Source organism: Shigella sonnei, from assembly GCF_002950395.1.
In the GTDB taxonomy this organism is placed as follows: Bacteria; Pseudomonadota; Gammaproteobacteria; order Enterobacterales; family Enterobacteriaceae; genus ECMA0423.
Genome location: NZ_CP026802.1, coordinates 3038790 through 3056806, shown reverse-complemented (window position 1 = coordinate 3056806; position 18017 = coordinate 3038790). Strand labels below are relative to the sequence as shown.

The window sequence follows — 18017 nt, the reverse complement described above, 5'->3', positions numbered from 1 at the left end:
GGAATTATCCTTCACGTTCCACCACTTTAATTTCCACCATGCCGATCCCGAGCTTACGCGGCGAGTGTCCGAGGATATTCCCTTCGTTGGTTGAGACAGGTTCCGGCGGCACAATTACCAGTGTGTCGGCATCGGTTGGGTTATCGAAATGCAGTGTGGTGGTGGTCACTTCATTGCCCAGCACAAGGGTTTGTTCTTCATTGCCTACGCGTACCGGAATAGGACGGCTGGCGTTATTGCCGTATGCTTTGGCGGTAATCACCAGGTCAAATTTCTTTGGCAGCGGATGCTTGTACTCGATTTTTACTTCATCGCCCAGCTGCGCGTTGGACCAGCGGCCCCACGACTCTGGACGGGAAATCCCACTAAACTGTTTCACCTCTTCTGGCGCACCGGCGACGTTGAAGATGAAACTGTCGGCTTTGTAGCGAATATCGTTATCAACAATTTTCAGCGTATCGACATTGCCTTTATAACGCGCCATGTCGATGACCGTATCTTTAAATGCCGTTTTGCCCTGCCATGTTGTTTTGTCAACATGCTGAACAATTTGCTGACCGCCAAGCTGCCCTTGCGAGACACACCAGTCGGTGGAGAGTGCCAGTTCCGGAGCCCAGAGTTGTGCCATCTTATAGCAACGGTCAACCCAGACGAAATTGTCGCGTGGAGCGAAATCGGCCAGCTGGAAACGCAGCGGTGCTGAGTATTCGCTTTCCGGCAGCGGTTCCACGCGTTTGTCTGAAACCCGCAACAGCAGCGGCAAACGGAAATGGCTACCCGAGAAGGCAATCATGTTTTTCTGCTGGTCGATGGTGAACTCTTTCATCTCTTTAGGGAATTTCCACAGGCGGATGATATCCGGCTTCCACGCCAATGTTTTCTCTTTGATATTGAGGAAGATTTCCGACATCGACTGCCCGGATAAACTGCTACGACCAAGTCCGAGATAGTTATCGCCACCGAGAATGTCCAGCACCGTCGCGCCGTTATCCATCGTGTTACGCTTCACTGCCAGCGTCTCTTGCTGCGGCTTGTCGCCACGAATGACAAAAAACAGGTTATTGCGATCCTGCTTATTGAGGTATTTCCACGCCGTGTTGTTCATCGCTAAATGGTCAGAAGAGACGACGATGACGGTATCTTTAAACCACGGTGACGCTTTGATTTTGTTGATAAACGCCGCGATATTCTCCTGGCTGCAACTTACCGCGCTGAATGACTGGTTCGGCTTACCGTCAAAATCATATTTTTTGCGGTTACAGGTACGCGAGATAAAACCATCCGGGTGATGGGTATCGACTGTCAGGGTAAACAGTGAGAATCGCTGACCTGAGCGGGAAAGCTCTTCAAACTTTTTCCACGCTTCATCGAGAACGGTATCGTCGTAGAATCCCCAGTCGTTGCGATAGTGCGGGTCGGCCACCACGCTTTTCAGCTCTTCTGAGCCGTATAAGTGGTCGAAGCCATGCGACTTCAGGAACACATCTTTACCGGCAAAACGCAGATTCGCGCCCTGCACGAAATAGTTCTGATAACCCGAGTTTTTCAGGATATCGCCCAGACAGATGTTCTGCGGGAAGAAGCTGGAGACAGAGGCGGAGGCGTTGCCTTCAAAGGGGGCAAACAGCGGTATGCCGCACTGAGAAGCCACCATGCCCGCAATCGTGTAATCCGTTCCTGGCAGCTGCTGCGTGTGGCTGAAATCCAGGCCTTCATTTTTCAACGCGCCCAGTTCAGGCGTGAGATCCGGGAAAGCTTCGTTATCAAAATAGGTCCGCTCGAGACTTTCGCCGTAGATATAAACCAGGTTGAGTTTCGGGTCAGGGATAGTTTTCGACGGCTCTTTATAATAAGCCGCAAAGTCCGGGTCGCCATCGCGTGACTGGGATTTCACCAGTTCCGTTATCTGACGAAATGCCGGGCTGGCGTCCACCGAACCCAGCGCCAGTAAGAGCGCCAGCAGGCTGTAACCAAAATGGTGCGGATGATGGCGACGACGGCGCAGGATCCAGCCCAGCGCACCGAACACCGCTGTCAGCCCCAGCACAATGCCGATACCCGGCAGGATGTATTTGCTGACGCCAGCACCGGTCAGGCTGTTGGTTAAGGTATAGAGAACCGCGTCGTTAATACCATCGCCAGTAAAATAGTCGCTGGCAAACAGGGTGATATTTAAAACGACAAATAGCCCCAGCACCGTTAATGTGGCTGCAAACCACCAGGTGTTACGTCCCGCTTTCCATGCGTAAATCAGCACAGAGGCGAGAAAAAGGGCGAAAGAGAGTAGTTCTGACAACGGGCGATCCTCACTAAACCGGGCCGTTTAGCCAACGTTTAAGCTTTTTGAGAAGCACAATGTAATGGCGTCGCCATATTGCTGCAATTCTAGTGTCAAAAAAATGCGATGTTGTTAGGAATTAGTTTATAAACAGACTTTTTTGATCGCGGTCGCTTCCCGTGTAACAGGGGGAAAACCGTCCAGGAGCAGGGAAAAGGGCAGGAGAGAGCCGCGTCAGCCGGGTAACAGCTAAAACGCGGCGTTTCGCGGTTCAGGAAATGAAGTTCAGCCCCTGCTTTAACACCAGATCGCAGGCTTTGGTTTTCACCTTTTCTGCCAGCGGAGTCGTTCCGATGTTATCCAGATTGAGTTGCTGACCATCTTTGGTTTTCAGCAAACCCTGAATGCCATCCAGATAGTTGGTGTCTTCTTTTTGCTCTTCACTGTTCAGGCCCAGCTTTTCCAGCACCTGGTTCTTGATGTTTTCGGCATCGGTTACCGACGCCAGCTTTTGCTTCGCGCAGTATTGCAGAATGCCTGCGGCGTTGTTCATGTTATCTGCGCTTAAGGCCTGGTTCCCGCTGCTAAGCAAGTTAGTTAATGACGCGAGCGACCAACCGCCTTCCTGTGTCGTGCTGTTTTGGTTGCCAAGTTCGCTGGCGGCGCTGGAGAGCGCATCTTTCCAGGACGCAGCATGCACCCCGGTGGAAATTAATGCGCTGGCGGCAATGGCACAGCACAGAAGATGTTTAACAGTTTTCATCATCATTACTCAAGGTGGAATTGTGTCGCAGTATACCGCCAGAAACGGGGATTAATACTCTTTACCTGTTACCCGGCTACGGTAGCTATCCCAGTTGAAGATCACCCACAAACTGTTACCCAGGCGCATACGGTCCATCACGCGTTCGCCCAGCAACTTGGTCATCTCTTCCATATTACTGTTGGTCAGCATCCCGGTTGGGCGTTTGGAAGAAGAGCGGCGATCGACGATCTGGTTGATGATCACTTTTTCGTATTTCGATTCGGTCTGCACGCCGATCTCATCGATCACCAGCAGATCAACGTTGCTCAGATCGTTAAGCAGTTGTTCTTCACTGGTACCGCTATTCCTGAAGGTATCTTTCATCGCCGACATAATATCGGCCACGGTGATGATCAATACGGATTTACCGCGTAGCAGCAGCTCGTTGCAGATTGCCGCCGCCAGATGGTTTTTGCCGGTTCCTGGCTTACCAGAAAAGATGAAGCTGGCGATGTTGCCGTCAAACTCTTCGACGTACTGGCGCGCTTTGCTTAACGCATTCATCTGCCCTTCACACTCAACGCGATAGTTCTCAAAGGAGCAGTTCTGATGCAGTGGCCGAATACCGGAGCGGTTAAAGGTGCGCTGCATTTTCATCGCCCGATTTTCACGTTCGAGAGCGGCGGAGCGGATCGCTCCTTGTTCTTTCTGCCAGGCCAGTAGTTCTTCACCCGTTTTGAATGCAGGTTTGATATGGGCAGGCATCATTTTTTGCAGGCGTTGCATCAGGTCGCCAACGTTTTTCATCGTTACCCTCTGAATCCTGGTGGAATTTGACTGTCAGGTTCGCTGACCGTATTCACATCTCGTTTCGGCAGTCCGCCGTTGCTGGCACGACCGATTTGCAGGCTGCGCGCCAGTTTTTGTTGCCACTGCACATGGTGAAAGACTTTACCTTCCGCCTGCCAGTAGGCAATGAATGAGGCCAGTTCTTCGGTGGTCACCGGCTCTCTTAGTGCCACACCCCATAGCGCCGCCAGGCGGATAAAATCGGCATCGGGTTGCCAGTCCGGATACATGGCGAATTTCCCCATGGGTACAGCAACGGGAGCGGCTTGCGGTTCCTGATAGAGTTGATCGTCCAGAGCGACATCGCTTCCCGGACGCGCCAGCTTTTCTTCCAGCGCCAGCAGTTCAGCCAGGCGTGCAGGCGTGACGGCATAAAACGCCGGGGCATTGTTAGCAAATACGGCAACCACACCGCCTTCAGCTTTTGCCAGAACGGTTTGGTGATCGTGTACCAGGGCGTCAATACCAACGACGTCCGGGGTCAAAACTCTGGAAGACATACTGTTTCTCAAATATGGAACGATGAACGAGAAGGGAGATAACTTTTATAGTAACACACGGAGGAGAGGAGGCTGTCTCTCATCCGTGTGCTTTAAGCGAGGCAATTTTATACGCGAGGGCGCTTGCGGTACAACCATAATCCAGGAATGGAAAGACCGATGGATAACGCACCAACAATCGATGAAGCTGTAAGAAAGTTGGTTAACAGGGTAATCATCAACGGTTCGCTGTAACCTAACTGGCTGATTTTTACCGCCGAAATCATTGCGGTATAAGCCGATATGCCCGGGAACATAGGGATAACGGCCGCCACGGTAAACACTTTCGGATGCGCCAGATACCAGCGCGACCATTGAATACCAATGGTGCCGACCAGCATGGAGGCCATAAAGGTTGACCACTCAATATTCAGCCCGCTGGTCATTAAGATCATTCGTGAACCATGACCAATCGCGCCAAGCAGCGCACACCAGCGTAATGCCCGAACGGGAACGTTGAACACCATCGCAAAGCCGACCGCTGGAATGGCGGCGAGGATCATATCCTGCGCCAATGCAAACAGAAACTCGATCACACCCATCCGCGTAGCCCCCAAATCGTCAGTGCCATCACCACGCCGACGCAGGTAGCCAGTGTCAGCAGACTGGCGATCGCCCAGCGTGCCAGTCCGGTATTGATGTGGCCTTTAAACATATCGGCGACGGCATTAATCAACGGAAATCCCGGCACCAGCAGCAGAACGCTGGCGGCCATCGCGATAGTGGGTGTATTGCTGAAAGTGGGAAGTTGCAAAAGCAATCCGGAAATGGTGGTGGCGGCGAAAGCGGTGAGGCAAAAGTTGATCTGCGGATGAAGATGACGTTGTGCCAGCAGCTGGCGGATATACATCGCGGCCGTACTGGCAAAGAAGGTGATGACGGCACCATCCCAGCCACCTTTATTGAGTTTGCAGAAACAGGCGCAAGAAAGGCCAACCATTAAGGCTACCAGCCATCTTGGGTAACGTAATGGCTGAATTTGGCTAAATCGTTTCTCTACGCCTTTGTAATCCAGCAGATGGTGCTCCGCCAGAATCACAATGTGCTGGACTTCAGTCACCACATGCATATTAATGCCGCGATCGTGATTTTTACGTGTCGATGTCAGGCATTGCCCATCTTTAATGGTTGTCAGCACTATGGCGTTCGAAGAGATAGAACTTTCGACGCTGTCCATCCCCAACGCCCGACCCAGTCGTGAGGAAAGCTCATCAACCAACGCGCTTTCCGCACCATGTTGCAAAAGAAATAATCCACACTGGATACAAAGCCGTGTTACGGCTCGCTGTTGCTCAGTTTGCATAACTCGCCCTTTGTCATAGACGTGCTGCGTATTGTTCAGATAATGAGAATCCATTTGTATCATGAAGCACGGTTGTTTTGCGGTAGGTTAAGATCAAAATTGCGCTGATTAATCCTGGTTATCGGGACAAGCTCGGTGATAAAAAGCGAATTATCTCTCGCCGCAAACAAACTATCACATGAATATTATCACTATAATGAATTTATTGTTTGGCCTTTACGAATCAGGATAATAGATAACCGGGCACGTTTTTTAATGTTAACAAGTTAAAACCATCAGATTTCATTGAATAAATATTGGTTGTGTGATTTTTCATTCTGCGGGAAGGGATATCATTTAATTATAAATTAAATGAATGTGATTTCTGTTTTTCATTAAGTATTCCTAACAACTTAATGTAGATATTTTAAATGTCTCCAGGCTATTTCACCAGGTTATCATTTGATGCTAACCTTCTGACACATGCAGTGGAGTTGTTGTGCAGCAGGAGTATGCTGATATGAAAGTGAATGCTAAGGATAATTTATTCGCTTAATCTATTAATTTGCTGGAAACATTTAAGGAATGAATATCCTGAATAAACCATCATGATTTTTAGACAGTGGATGTGGAGGAAATATGTTGCCAGGATGCTGCAAAAATGGAATTGTTATCAGTAAAATACCTGTTATGCAAGCAGGGTTAAAAGAGGTCGGTGATGCTGCCAACTTACTGATTTAGTGTATGATGGTGTTTTTGAGGTGCTCCAGTGGCTTCTGTTTCTATCAGCTGTCCCTCCTGTTCAGCTACTGACGGGGTGGTGCGTAACGGCAAAAGCACTGCCGGACATCAGCGCTATCTCTGCTCTCACTGCCGTAAAACATGGCAACTGCAGTTCACTTACACCGCTTCTCAACCCGGTACGCACCAGAAAATCATTGATATGGCCATGAATGGCGTTGGATGCCGGGCAACTGCACGCATTATGGGCGTTGGCCTCAACACGATTTTACGTCACTTAAAAAACTCAGGCCGCAGTCGGTAACCTCGCGCATACAGCCGGGCAGTGACGTCATCGTCTGCGCGGAAATGGACGAACAGTGGGGCTATGTCGGGGCTAAATCGCGCCAGCGCTGGCTGTTTTACGCGTATGACAGTCTCCGGAAGACGGTTGTTGCGCACGTATTCGGTGAACGCACTATGGCGACGCTGGGGCGTCTTATGAGCCTGCTGTCACCCTTTGACGTGGTGATATGGATGACGGATGGCTGGCCGCTGTATGAATCCCGCCTGAAGGGAAAGCTGCACGTAATCAGCAAGCGATATACGCAGCGAATTGAGCGGCATAACCTGAATCTGAGGCAGCACCTGGCACGGCTGGGACGGAAGTCGCTGTCGTTCTCAAAATCGGTGGAGCTGCATGACAAAGTCATCGGGCATTATCTGAACATAAAACACTATCAATAAGTTGGAGTCATTACCAAAGAGGTCATGAGGACTCACTTCCCTGAATATGAAATAATATCCAGCGCCTCTGCGGAGGACCTTACATTATTACAATTACGTCGTTCCGGATTAGTCATTGCTGATTTAGCCGGTGAAAGTGAAGATCCACGTTCTGTTTGTGAACATTATTATTCTTTAATCTCACAATATCGGGAAATTCACTGGGTTTTCATGGTGTCACGCTCCTGGTATTCCCAGGCAGTAGAATTGCTCATGTGCCCTACGGCGACGTTATTGTCTGATGTTGAACCCATTGAGAATCTGGTCAAGACCGTACGTTCCGGCAATACGCACGCAGAGCGTATCAGCGCCATGCTGACCTCTCCGGCAATGAATGAAACTCATGATTTTAGCTATCGCTCCGTCATTCTCACTCTTTCAGAGCGCAAGGTACTGCGGCTATTAGGTAAAGGATGGGGCATCAACCAGATAGCTTCGTTGCTTAAGAAAAGTAATAAAACTATCAGCGCCCAAAAAAACAGTGCGATGCGTCGACTGGCAATTCACAGCAACGCTGAAATGTATGCATGGATAAATAGCGCGCAGGGTGCAAGAGAACTTAACTTGCCTTCTGTTTATGGAGATGCCGCAGAATGGAACACAGCCGAATTAAGAAGAGAAATGTCGCACTCATAGAAAAATGCGTCATGAGCAGTATCGGTATTGAGAGTTTATTCAGAAAGTTTGCGGGTAACCCTTATAAGCTCCATACCTATACCAGTCAGGAGTCATTTCAGGATGCCATGTCGCGGATCTCATTTGCGGCGGTCATTTTTTCTTTTTCTGCCATGAGAAGTGAGCGCAGAGAGGGATTATCTTGCCTGACTGAACTGGCGATTAAGTTTCCGCGTACCCGGCGTTTAGTTATTGCGGATGATGATATTGAAGCTCGGCTGATTGGTTCATTGTCGCCATCACCGCTGGACGGTGTATTAAGTAAAGCGTCAACGCTGGAGATTTTTCATCAGGAACTCTTTTTGTCATTAAATGGTGTACGTCAGGCGACCGACCGACTGAACAATCAGTGGTACATTAACCAAAGCCGGACGCTAAGCCCGACGGAGAGAGAAATATTGCGCTTTATGTCGCGTGGCTACTCAATGACACAAATTGCCGAGCAGCTTAAACGCAATATCAAAACGATCCGTGCACATAAATTTAATGTGATGTCGAAACTGGGCGTCAGTTCTGATGCAGGGTTGTTGGAGGCCGCAGATATTCTGTTATGTATGCGGCATTGCGAAGCAAGTAATGTGTTGCATCCCTATTAATCCGCATGATGCCGGGTTTACTTCCCCGGCAGTGCTTTCATTTCAGCGTACAATCGCCACATTGCTGCACATCCGGTAAGCGATAACGCTGGCAGCAGGTTCGGCGCACCAGCAGGCCATCGCGCAGCACGACGGTACGCCAGAGTGGATTATCTTCACCGTTCGTGAGCGTTTTCTCAAAAAAGAGGGCATGGCGCAGCGATTCAACCGTCGCCTCGCCGAGCAGTTGCTTCATCTCAGTGAGATACCAGTTGATCAAATAACCGGTATTACTCCAGATAAGTTTGCCGTTGATCTCTCCGGTCGCTTCTAGTGCCTGCACAACCGGAACCAGCGCCTGGCTGATTAACGTTTCCATTCGCTGCTGCGGCGAATGTGGTGTTGCGTTTTTATCTTCACACACATCGACCCAGAAACAGGCGACGCGTCCGGTTTCGTGAAACTCAGCATGGAAATGTTCCGGCGACACATCTAATGCCTTTTCCTGCGTCAGTAGCGCCAGCATTAATGGTGGCACCATCAGGCCGATATACAATTGTGCCCATAGTGAGATCAGCGGTTTGTTCTCGCGGATCATCGTTGGTTGGTTGCGATAGATATGATCGGAATAGACCGCGAGTAGAGAACTTAGCGCATTCGGTGATGACCATTGCGCCAGCGTCATGGCGTTAAGCGGAGCGGGTTCATCCAGGCGGATAAACTCGAGCAAATGTTCACGATGTTTGGCGATCGTCGCACGTACGGCTTGTGCAAGCCCAGCATCCTGCGGCTGGAGATGCGTTCGCCAGATGATATCTTCATAGAGCGGTGCGGAACGATAGGCCATAATCGGGATAGTAATCTAAATGATAATGATTGCTAATCCTAGCGATAGGTTTACCCGATAGCAAGGGATTTCTCTGGCTTGCAAATGATAAAAATTATCATATGATATTGGTTATCATTATCAATGAAAGAGATGAAACCATGTTGCAACGTACGCTGGGCAGTGGCTGGGGAGTGTTGCTGCCGGGATTGCTGATTGCAGGGCTGATGTATGCGGATTTATCGCCGGATCAGTGGCGGATTGTCATTCTGATGGGATTAGTATTGACGCCGGTGATGCTGTATCACAAACAGTTACGGCATTACGTTTTGCTACCATCGTGCCTGGCGCTTATTGCTGCCATCATGCTGATGATAATGAATTTGAATCAGGGATGAAAAATCAAGGAAGAAACAAGAAAGGAAGTAAAGATAATTGGTGCGAGGGGGGGGACTTGAACCCCCACGTCCGTAAGGACACTAACACCTGAAGCTAGCGCGTCTACCAATTCCGCCACCTTCGCACAGTCATCTTACTTTTTTTGATATCGCCTCGTTTGGTGCGAGGGGGGAGACTTGAACCCCCACGTCCGTAAGAACACTAACACCTGAAGCTAGCGCGTCTACCAATTCCGCCACCTTCGCCCAGTGCGAGCAATATCAACGTGGTTTTTGGTGCGAGGGGGGGACTTGAACCCCCACGTCCGTAAGGACACTAACACCTGAAGCTAGCGCGTCTACCAATTCCGCCACCTTCGCATACCATCAATTCTTAAAAAGAATTGCTACCACGGAGGCGCATTCTAGTGGTTTTCAGCTTTTCGTCAATAGTTAATTATCGCCGGAGGTGTAATTGCTGGAAAAATGTCCATCAGGAAACTAGCGTGCAGGTTTGGTAGGCATGCGGGGGCAGATGCCAGATGCGACGCTGGCGCGTCTTATCTGGCCTACGAAGGGCTAACGTGCAGGTTTTGTAGGTCGGATAAGGCGTTCACGCCGCATCCGACACGGTATTCGGCGAGATAATTAACCTTTCTTCGCCTGGCGGGTCATAATGGCGCGATACACCTTGAAACGCCCGGTTTGCGCAATCACTTCATGGAAGCCAAATGTCTCATCCAGCACGTCCGGGTAAGGCAGGAAGGCGTTCGCTACAATTCGCAGCTCGCCGCCGCTATTAAGATGACGCACCGCGCCGCGAATCAGCGTTTGCGCCGCATCCAGGCTGGTTTGCATCCCATCGTGGAACGGCGGGTTGGAGATGATCATATCAAAACGACCTTTCACCTCGGAAAAGACGTTGCTGGCAAAGACTTCACCTTCAACACAGTTGGCCGCAAGTGTTGCGCGGCTGGCTTCTACCGCTGGCGCAGAGACATCGCACAAGGTGAGACGAATTTTCGGCGAATGGCGCGCAAAGGCAACTGAAAGCACCCCCGCGCCACAGCCGACATCCAGCACTTTACCTTTCGTGTGCGGAGTTAACGTCGAGAGCAGCAACTGGCTACCGACATCCAGACCGTCGCGGCTAAACACGCCAGGCAGCGTTTTGACCGTCAGGCCATCGACGCTGTATTCGCCCCAGAATTTATCGGCATCAAATACCGGCTGTTTTTCCAGACGACCAAAATAGAGGCCACAGCGACGAGCGCTGTCGACTTTATTCAACGGCGCATAATCTGCCAGCATCTGCTCGGCGCTGCGCACGCCGCTGCGGTTCTCGCCAACGACAAAAATATCTGTCCCCACTGGCAGCAGAGAAAGTAAATTCATCAACTGGAACTGGGCTTCCGGTTTGTTCTTCGGCCAGTAGTAAATCAGCGTATCGCAATCTGCGACGTCATCCACCGTGGCGACCAGACTGAAACGGGCGTTATCCCCCATCTGGCGGCTTAATACCTGCCAGTGGTGGAATTGCTGGGTATGAGCACGGCTGGCCGCGGTATCTAAACGCGCGGGCAGGTCATCCTGTAAGTCTCCGGCAAACAGAATACGGCTTTGTTCGAAATCATCACTGTGACGCAGCAAGACTTCACTTGCCGGGGTAAATGCAGACATGGAATGCTCCTCAATTGATACTGGCGGCGATTATAGCCATATGTTGGCGCGGTATCGACGAATTTGCTATATTTGCGCCCCTGACAACAGGAGCGATTCGCTATGACATCCCGACGAGACTGGCAGTTACAGCAACTGGGCATTACCCAGTGGTCGCTGCGTCGCCCTGGCGCGTTGCAGGGGGAGATTGCCATTGCGATCCCGGCACACGTCCGTCTGGTGATGGTGGCAAACGATCTTCCCGCCCTGACCGATCCTTTAGTGAGCGATGTTCTGCGCGCATTAACCGTCAGCCCCGATCAAGTGCTGCAACTGACGCCAGAAAAAATCGCGATGCTGCCGCAAGGCAGTCGCTGCAACAGCTGGCGGTTGGGTACTGACGAACCGCTATCACTGGAAGGCGCTCAGGTGGCATCACCGGCGCTCACCGAATTACGGGCAAACCCAACGGCACGCGCCGCGTTATGGCAACAGATTTGCACATATGAACACGATTTCTTCCCTCGAAACGACTGATTTACCAGCGGCTTACCACATTGAACAACGCGCCCACGCCTTTCCGTGGAGTGAAAAAACCTTTGCCAGCAACCAGGGCGAGCGTTATCTCAACTTTCAGTTAACGCAAAACGGCAAAATGGCGGCGTTTGCGATTACGCAAGTGGTGCTGGATGAAGCTACATTGTTCAATATTGCGGTCGATCCTGACTATCAGCGTCAGGGATTGGGAAGGGTGCTGCTGGAACATCTGATCGACGAACTGGAAAAACGCGGCGTGGCGACACTATGGCTGGAAGTCCGTGCCTCAAATGCTGCCGCCATTGCCCTGTACGAAAGTTTAGGCTTTAACGAGGCGACGATTCGCCGCAATTACTACCCCACCACGGACGGTCGCGAAGACGCCATCATCATGGCGTTGCCAATCAGTATGTAAGACAAGGTGGAATAATGAAGTGGGACTGGATTTTCTTTGATGCCGATGAAACGCTGTTTACCTTTGACTCATTCACCGGCCTGCAGCGGATGTTTCTTGATTACAGCGTCACCTTTACCGCTGAAGATTTTCAGGACTATCAGGCCGTTAACAAGCCACTGTGGGTGGATTATCAAAACGGCGCGATCACTTCATTACAGCTTCAGCACGGGCGTTTTGAGAGCTGGGCCGAACGGCTGAAAGTTGAAGCAGGCTTGCTTAACGATGCCTTTATTAATGCGATGGCGGAAATCTGCACGCCGCTGCCGGGCGCGGTTTCTCTGCTTAACGCCATTCGTGGCAACGCCAAAATCGGCATCATCACCAACGGCTTTAGCGCCTTGCAGCAAGTGCGTCTGGAACGCACGGGCCTGCGTGATTACTTCGATTTGCTGGTGATTTCCGAAGAAGTTGGCGTTGCCAAACCGAATAAGAAAATTTTCGATTATGCGCTGGAACAGGCGGGCAATCCTGACCGTTCACGCGTGCTGATGGTTGGCGACACTGCCGAGTCCGATATTCTCGGTGGCATCAACGCCGGGCTTGCGACCTGCTGGCTGAATGCGCACAATCGCGAGCAACCAGAAGGCATCGCGCCCACCTGGACCGTTTCTTCGTTGCACGAACTGGAGCAGCTCCTGTGTAAACACTGATTGCCTCCCCCCCGTTGATGGGTAAAATAGCCGCAATTTTTCGTTTTCAACAAGCGCGGCGCGATGCCGCTTACTCAAGAAGAAAGAATTATGACGTTGTCTCCTTATTTGCAAGAGGTGGCGAAGCGCCGCACTTTTGCCATTATTTCTCACCCGGATGCCGGTAAGACTACCATCACCGAGAAGGTGCTGCTGTTCGGACAGGCCATTCAGACCGCCGGTACAGTAAAAGGCCGTGGTTCCAACCAGCACGCTAAGTCGGACTGGATGGAGATGGAAAAGCAGCGTGGGATCTCCATTACTACGTCTGTGATGCAGTTTCCGTATCACGATTGCCTGGTTAACCTGCTCGACACCCCGGGGCACGAAGACTTCTCGGAAGATACCTATCGTACCCTGACGGCGGTGGACTGCTGCCTGATGGTTATCGACGCTGCAAAAGGTGTTGAAGATCGTACCCGTAAGCTGATGGAAGTTACCCGTCTGCGCGACACGCCGATCCTCACCTTTATGAACAAACTTGACCGTGATATCCGCGACCCGATGGAACTGCTCGATGAAGTTGAGAACGAGCTGAAAATCGGCTGCGCACCGATCACCTGGCCGATTGGCTGCGGCAAGCTGTTTAAAGGCGTTTACCACCTTTATAAAGACGAAACCTATCTCTATCAGAGCGGTAAAGGCCACACGATTCAGGAAGTCCGTATTGTTAAAGGGCTGAATAACCCGGATCTCGACGCTGCGGTTGGTGAAGATCTGGCACAGCAGCTACGTGACGAACTGGAACTGGTGAAAGGCGCGTCTAACGAGTTCGACAAAGAATTGTTCCTTGCGGGCGAAATCACTCCGGTATTCTTCGGTACTGCGCTGGGTAACTTCGGCGTTGATCATATGCTGGATGGCCTGGTGGAGTGGGCTCCTGCGCCGATGCCGCGTCAGACTGATACCCGTACCGTAGAGGCGAGCGAAGACAAATTTACCGGCTTCGTATTTAAAATTCAGGCCAACATGGACCCGAAACACCGCGACCGCGTGGCGTTTATGCGCGTAGTATCCGGTAAATATGAAAAAGGCATGAAGCTGCGCCAGGTGCGTACTGCGAAAGATGTGGTTATCTCCGACGCGCTGACCTTTATGGCGGGCGACCGTTCGCACGTTGAAGAAGCGTATCCGGGCGATATCCTCGGCCTGCACAACCACGGCACTATTCAGATCGGCGACACCTTTACCCAGGGTGAGATGATGAAGTTCACCGGTATTCCGAACTTCGCACCAGAACTGTTCCGTCGTATCCGCCTGAAAGATCCGCTGAAGCAAAAACAGCTGCTCAAAGGGCTGGTACAGCTTTCCGAAGAGGGCGCGGTGCAGGTGTTCCGTCCGATCTCCAACAACGATTTGATCGTTGGTGCTGTTGGTGTGCTGCAGTTTGATGTGGTGGTATCGCGCCTGAAGAGCGAATACAGCGTTGAAGCAGTATATGAATCAGTCAACGTTGCCACTGCCCGCTGGGTAGAATGTGCGGACGCGAAGAAATTCGAAGAGTTCAAGCGTAAGAACGAAAGCCAACTGGCGCTTGATGGCGGCGATAACCTCGCTTACATCGCTACCAGCATGGTCAACCTGCGCCTGGCGCAGGAACGTTATCCCGACGTTCAGTTCCACCAGACCCGCGAGCATTAATTCTTGCCTCCAGGGCGCGGTAGCCGCTGCGCCCTGTCAATTTCCCTTCCTTATTAGCCGCTTACGGAATGTTCTTAAAACATTCACTTTTGCTTATGTTTTCGCTGATATCCCGAGCGGTTTCAAAATTGTGATCTATATTTAACAAAGTAATGACATTTCTGACGGCGTTAAATACCGTTCAATGCGTAGATATCAGTATCTAAAGCCGTCGATTGTCATTCTACCGATATTAATAACTGATTCAGAGGCTGTAATGGTCGTTATTCATCACCCATCGCTTTTGTGATGGCGACCATTGACTTCTGTAGAGGGTGAAGTCTCTCCCTATTCAGCAATGCAACCTCGTGTTGCCAGGCTCAAATTACGAGCAAACATACAGGAATAAATCGATGACTATGACAAGACTGAAGATTTCGAAAACTCTGCTGGCTGTAATGTTGACCTCTGCCGTCGCGACCGGCTCTGCCTACGCGGAAAACAACGCACAGACTACCAATGAAAGCGCAGGGCAAAAAGTCGATAGCTCTATGAATAAAGTCGGTAATTTCATGGATGACAGCGCCATCACCGCGAAAGTGAAGGCGGCGCTGGTGGATCATGACAACATCAAGAGCACCGATATCTCTGTCAAAACCGATCAAAAAGTCGTGACCCTGAGCGGTTTCGTTGAAAGCCAGGCTCAGGCCGAAGAGGCAGTGAAAGTGGCGAAAGGCGTTGAAGGGGTGACCTCTGTCAGCGACAAACTGCACGTTCGCGACGCTAAAGAAGGCTCTGTGAAGGGCTACGCGGGTGACACCGCCACCACCAGTGAAATCAAAGCCAAACTGCTGGCGGACGATATCGTCCCTTCCCGTCATGTGAAAGTTGAAACCACCGACGGCGTGGTTCAGCTCTCCGGTACCGTCGATTCCCAGGCACAGAGCGACCGTGCTGAAAGTATCGCCAAAGCGGTAGATGGTGTGAAAAGCGTTAAAAATGATCTGAAAACTAAGTAATTCGTCGTAATTCGTCCTCCCGAACTTTGTCGGGAGGCGCGATGTGCACCACACTAAAAATATCGCATTGAGTGATTTTCACGCTCATATCAAGCGGTGACATTAACTATGGTAAAGGAGACGCTTATGTTTCGTTGGGGCATCATATTTCTGGTTATCGCGTTAATCGCCGCCGCACTTGGGTTTGGTGGTCTGGCCGGTACCGCTGCAGGCGCAGCTAAAATTGTCTTTGTCGTCGGGATTATTCTGTTCCTGGTGAGTTTGTTCATGGGCCGAAAACGACCCTAGATTTCAGACCATTAAGAAAATTTTATCCAAAGCCAGTCCAGCGGACTGGCTTTTGCGGTTTTAGCGAATAATAAATTGCGTTACTTTGTCATTCTTTCACAACAAAAACAGGAAGGCAGAGGTGGGGCAGCGAATACCTGTAACGCTTGGTAATATTGCGCCGTTGTCGCTAAGGCCGTTCCAGCCTGGACGAATAGCTCTGGTGTGCGAAGGCGGCGGACAGCGTGGAATTTTCACGGCTGGCGTGCTGGATGAGTTTATGCGCGCGCAGTTTAATCCTTTCGATCTTTATCTCGGCACATCTGCCGGGGCGCAGAACCTCTCGGCGTTTATCTGCAATCAGCCCGGTTACGCGCGCAAAGTCATCATGCGCTATACCACAAAACGCGAATTTTTCGATCCATTGCGCTTTGTCCGTGGAGGAAATCTTATCGATCTCGACTGGCTGGTGGAGGCCACCGCAAGCCAGATGCCGTTGCAAATGGATACCGCCGCGCGGTTGTTTGACAGCGGCAAATCGTTTTATATGTGCGCCTGTCGTCAGGATGACTACGCGCCTAATTACTTTTTACCAACCAAACAAAACTGGCTGGATGTGATTCGCGCCTCCAGTGCGATACCTGGCTTTTATCGTAGCGGAGTGTCGCTGGAAGGCATTAACTACCTGGATGGCGGGATCAGTGATGCGATTCCGGTTAAAGAGGCGGCAAGGCAGGGCGCTAAAACGTTGGTCGTCATTCGCACTGTGCCGTCACAAATGTACTACACGCCGCAGTGGTTCAAACGCATGGAACGCTGGCTGGGTGACAGTAGCCTGCAGCCGCTGGTCAATCTGGTGCAGCATCATGAAACCAGCTATCGTGACATTCAGCAATTTATTGAGAAACCACCGGGCAAGCTGCGGATATTCGAAATTTATCCGCCGAAGCCATTACATAGTATCGCGCTTGGCAGTCGGATTCCGGCGCTGCGTGAAGACTATAAACTTGGGCGTTTATGCGGTCGTTATTTCCTCGCCACGGTTGGCAAGCTATTAACTGAAAAAGCGCCGCTTACCCGCCATCTGGTGCCAGTGGTGACGCCGGAATCGATCGTTATTCCGCCTGCGCCAGTCGCCAACGATACGCTGGTTGCCGAAGTGAGCGATGCTCCGCAGGCGAACGACCCGACATTTAACAATGAGGATCTGGCTTGATTTGCCGTTTTATCGATACCCACTGCCATTTTGATTTCCCGCCGTTTAGTGGCGATGAAGAGGCCAGCCTGCAACGCGCGGCACAAGCGGGCGTAGGCAAGATCATTGTTCCGGCGACAGAGGCGGAAAATTTTGCCCGCGTGCAGGCGTTAGCGGAAAAATATCAACCGCTGTATGCCGCATTGGGGTTGCATCCGGGGATGTTGGAAAAACATAGCGATGTGTCTCTTGATCAGCTACAGCAGGCGCTGGAAAGGCGTCCGGCGAAGGTGGTGGCGGTGGGGGAGATCGGTCTGGATCTCTTCGGCGACGATCCGCAATTTGAGAGGCAGCAGTGGTTACTCGACGAACAGCTGAAACTGGCGAAACGCTACGATCTGCCGGTGATCCTTCATTCCCGGCGTATACACGACAAACTGGCGATGCATCTTAAACGTCACGATTTACCGTGCACTGGCGTGGTTCACGGTTTTTCCGGCAGCCTGCAACAGGCCGAGCGGTTTGTACAGCTGGGCTACAAAATCGGCGTAGGCGGTACTATCACCTATCCACGCGCCAGTAAAACCCGCGATGTCATCGCAAAATTACCGCTGGCATCGTTGTTGCTGGAAACCGACGCGCCGGATATGCCGCTCAACGGCTTTCAGGGGCAGCCTAACCGACCGGAACAGGCTGTGCGGGTGTTTGACGTGCTTTGCGAGTTGCGCCCGGAACCAGAAGATGAGATTGCCGAAGTGTTGCTTAATAATACGTATGCGTTGTTTAGCGTTAGTGGGTAGCCTACCCTTCGTAGGCAGCATCCGGCAGTCGGCGCATAATGCCTGATGCGACGCTTAACGCGTCTTATCATGCCTACAGGTTTGTGCCGAACCGTAGGCCGGATAAGGCGTTCACGCCGCAT

At 51.2% G+C, this 18017-nt stretch carries 20 protein-coding genes, 3 tRNA genes and 1 pseudogene; 13 read left to right on the top strand and 11 right to left on the bottom strand.

Annotation, left to right across the window (positions count from 1 at the left end; translation table 11 throughout):
• Positions 1 to 4: 4 nt before the first annotated feature.
• The 6 genes from opgB to C1P89_RS15880 form a co-directional block, all read right to left on the bottom strand.
• Complete coding sequence (gene opgB, locus C1P89_RS15905; RefSeq protein WP_001292661.1) at positions 5 to 2296, bottom strand: phosphatidylglycerol--membrane-oligosaccharide glycerophosphotransferase; 2292 nt, start codon at positions 2294 to 2296, stop codon at positions 5 to 7.
• Between the two features lie 253 nt (positions 2297 to 2549).
• Positions 2550 to 3044 carry a DUF2501 domain-containing protein YjjA gene (gene yjjA, locus C1P89_RS15900; RefSeq protein ID WP_001308243.1) on the bottom strand — a complete coding sequence of 165 codons (495 nt, stop codon included), beginning with the start codon at positions 3042 to 3044 and terminating at the stop codon, positions 2550 to 2552.
• A 48-nt stretch (positions 3045 to 3092) separates the two neighbouring features.
• Positions 3093 to 3830, bottom strand: a complete 738-nt coding sequence (gene dnaC, locus C1P89_RS15895; protein WP_000799911.1) for a replicative helicase loader DnaC — start codon at positions 3828 to 3830, stop codon at positions 3093 to 3095.
• 2 nt (positions 3831 to 3832) lie between these two features.
• Entirely contained in the window at positions 3833 to 4372 is a 540-nt protein-coding gene (gene dnaT, locus C1P89_RS15890; RefSeq protein ID WP_000098818.1) for a primosomal protein DnaT, read from the bottom strand.
• A gap of 107 nt (positions 4373 to 4479) precedes the next feature.
• Complete coding sequence (locus C1P89_RS15885; protein WP_000538176.1) at positions 4480 to 4953, bottom strand: threonine/serine exporter; 474 nt, start codon at positions 4951 to 4953, stop codon at positions 4480 to 4482.
• Positions 4944 to 5714 (bottom strand): threonine/serine exporter family protein, encoded by a 771-nt coding sequence (locus tag C1P89_RS15880; RefSeq protein ID WP_001340933.1) that lies wholly within the window; start codon positions 5712 to 5714, stop codon positions 4944 to 4946. The genes C1P89_RS15885 and C1P89_RS15880 overlap by 10 nt, the downstream gene beginning before the upstream one ends.
• Before the next feature lie 618 nt (positions 5715 to 6332).
• On the opposite strand from C1P89_RS15880, the pseudogene C1P89_RS15875 reads away from it, so the two are divergent.
• The 4 genes and pseudogenes from C1P89_RS15875 to bglJ form a co-directional block, all read left to right on the top strand.
• Positions 6333 to 6407 (top strand): annotated as a pseudogene (locus C1P89_RS15875) (DNA-binding response regulator); the annotation flags it as partial.
• A gap of 55 nt (positions 6408 to 6462) precedes the next feature.
• Positions 6463 to 7160 (top strand): IS1-like element IS1A family transposase gene (locus tag C1P89_RS15870; RefSeq protein ID WP_094096600.1). Its coding sequence is split into 2 segments (ribosomal slippage): positions 6463 to 6712 and positions 6712 to 7160, totalling 699 coding nucleotides; the frame shifts between segments, so codons are not numbered across the junction.
• Positions 7161 to 7169: 9 nt separating this feature from the next.
• Entirely contained in the window at positions 7170 to 7835 is a 666-nt protein-coding gene (locus C1P89_RS15865; RefSeq protein WP_049800997.1) for a helix-turn-helix domain-containing protein, read from the top strand.
• The gene (gene bglJ, locus C1P89_RS15860; RefSeq protein ID WP_001300509.1) at positions 7793 to 8470 is read left to right on the top strand and encodes a DNA-binding transcriptional activator BglJ; all 678 of its coding nucleotides are present in this window, start codon (positions 7793 to 7795) and stop codon (positions 8468 to 8470) included. The genes C1P89_RS15865 and bglJ overlap by 43 nt, the downstream gene beginning before the upstream one ends.
• A gap of 37 nt (positions 8471 to 8507) precedes the next feature.
• On the opposite strand, the gene fhuF is transcribed toward bglJ, so the two are convergent.
• Positions 8508 to 9296 carry a siderophore-iron reductase FhuF gene (gene fhuF / locus C1P89_RS15855; protein WP_000331554.1) on the bottom strand — a complete coding sequence of 263 codons (789 nt, stop codon included), beginning with the start codon at positions 9294 to 9296 and terminating at the stop codon, positions 8508 to 8510.
• Positions 9297 to 9436: 140 nt separating this feature from the next.
• On the opposite strand from fhuF, the gene C1P89_RS15850 reads away from it, so the two are divergent.
• A complete protein-coding gene (locus C1P89_RS15850) occupies positions 9437 to 9673 on the top strand; it encodes a DUF1435 domain-containing protein (protein ID WP_001403902.1) in 237 nt (78 codons plus the stop codon).
• A gap of 38 nt (positions 9674 to 9711) precedes the next feature.
• On the opposite strand, the gene C1P89_RS15845 is transcribed toward C1P89_RS15850, so the two are convergent.
• The 4 genes from C1P89_RS15845 to rsmC form a co-directional block, all read right to left on the bottom strand.
• A tRNA-Leu gene (locus tag C1P89_RS15845) sits at positions 9712 to 9798 on the bottom strand.
• Positions 9799 to 9832: 34 nt separating this feature from the next.
• Positions 9833 to 9919, bottom strand: a tRNA-Leu gene (locus C1P89_RS15840).
• 28 nt (positions 9920 to 9947) lie between these two features.
• A tRNA-Leu gene (locus tag C1P89_RS15835) sits at positions 9948 to 10033 on the bottom strand.
• Between the two features lie 267 nt (positions 10034 to 10300).
• The gene (gene rsmC, locus C1P89_RS15830) at positions 10301 to 11332 is read right to left on the bottom strand and encodes a 16S rRNA (guanine(1207)-N(2))-methyltransferase RsmC (protein WP_001272342.1); all 1032 of its coding nucleotides are present in this window, start codon (positions 11330 to 11332) and stop codon (positions 10301 to 10303) included.
• Between the two features lie 102 nt (positions 11333 to 11434).
• Between rsmC and holD the strand changes: the two genes are divergently transcribed.
• The 8 genes from holD (at position 11435) to C1P89_RS15790 (ending at position 17895) form a co-directional block, all read left to right on the top strand.
• Positions 11435 to 11848: a DNA polymerase III subunit psi gene (gene holD, locus C1P89_RS15825; protein ID WP_000204018.1), complete on the top strand. Its 414-nt coding sequence runs from the start codon at positions 11435 to 11437 to the stop codon at positions 11846 to 11848.
• A complete protein-coding gene (gene rimI / locus C1P89_RS15820) occupies positions 11817 to 12263 on the top strand; it encodes a ribosomal protein S18-alanine N-acetyltransferase (RefSeq protein ID WP_001092465.1) in 447 nt (148 codons plus the stop codon). Before holD ends, rimI begins: the two co-directional genes overlap by 32 nt.
• A 14-nt stretch (positions 12264 to 12277) precedes the next feature.
• The gene (yjjG, locus tag C1P89_RS15815; RefSeq protein WP_000870701.1) at positions 12278 to 12955 is read left to right on the top strand and encodes a pyrimidine 5'-nucleotidase; all 678 of its coding nucleotides are present in this window, start codon (positions 12278 to 12280) and stop codon (positions 12953 to 12955) included.
• Between the two features lie 90 nt (positions 12956 to 13045).
• On the top strand, positions 13046 to 14635 hold the full coding sequence (gene prfC, locus C1P89_RS15810; RefSeq protein WP_000175946.1) for a peptide chain release factor 3: 1590 nt from the start codon (positions 13046 to 13048) through the stop codon (positions 14633 to 14635).
• A 392-nt stretch (positions 14636 to 15027) separates the two neighbouring features.
• Positions 15028 to 15633, top strand: coding sequence for a molecular chaperone OsmY (osmY, locus tag C1P89_RS15805; RefSeq protein WP_001295748.1), 606 nt, complete (start codon positions 15028 to 15030; stop codon positions 15631 to 15633).
• A 126-nt stretch (positions 15634 to 15759) separates the two neighbouring features.
• Complete coding sequence (locus C1P89_RS15800) at positions 15760 to 15921, top strand: DUF1328 domain-containing protein (RefSeq protein ID WP_000490275.1); 162 nt, start codon at positions 15760 to 15762, stop codon at positions 15919 to 15921.
• Positions 15922 to 16042: 121 nt separating this feature from the next.
• Positions 16043 to 17116: a patatin-like phospholipase family protein gene (locus C1P89_RS15795; RefSeq protein ID WP_001299799.1), complete on the top strand. Its 1074-nt coding sequence runs from the start codon at positions 16043 to 16045 to the stop codon at positions 17114 to 17116.
• Positions 17113 to 17895 (top strand): metal-dependent hydrolase, encoded by a 783-nt coding sequence (locus tag C1P89_RS15790; protein WP_000563054.1) that lies wholly within the window; start codon positions 17113 to 17115, stop codon positions 17893 to 17895. The genes C1P89_RS15795 and C1P89_RS15790 overlap by 4 nt, the downstream gene beginning before the upstream one ends.
• Positions 17896 to 18017 lie beyond the last annotated feature (122 nt).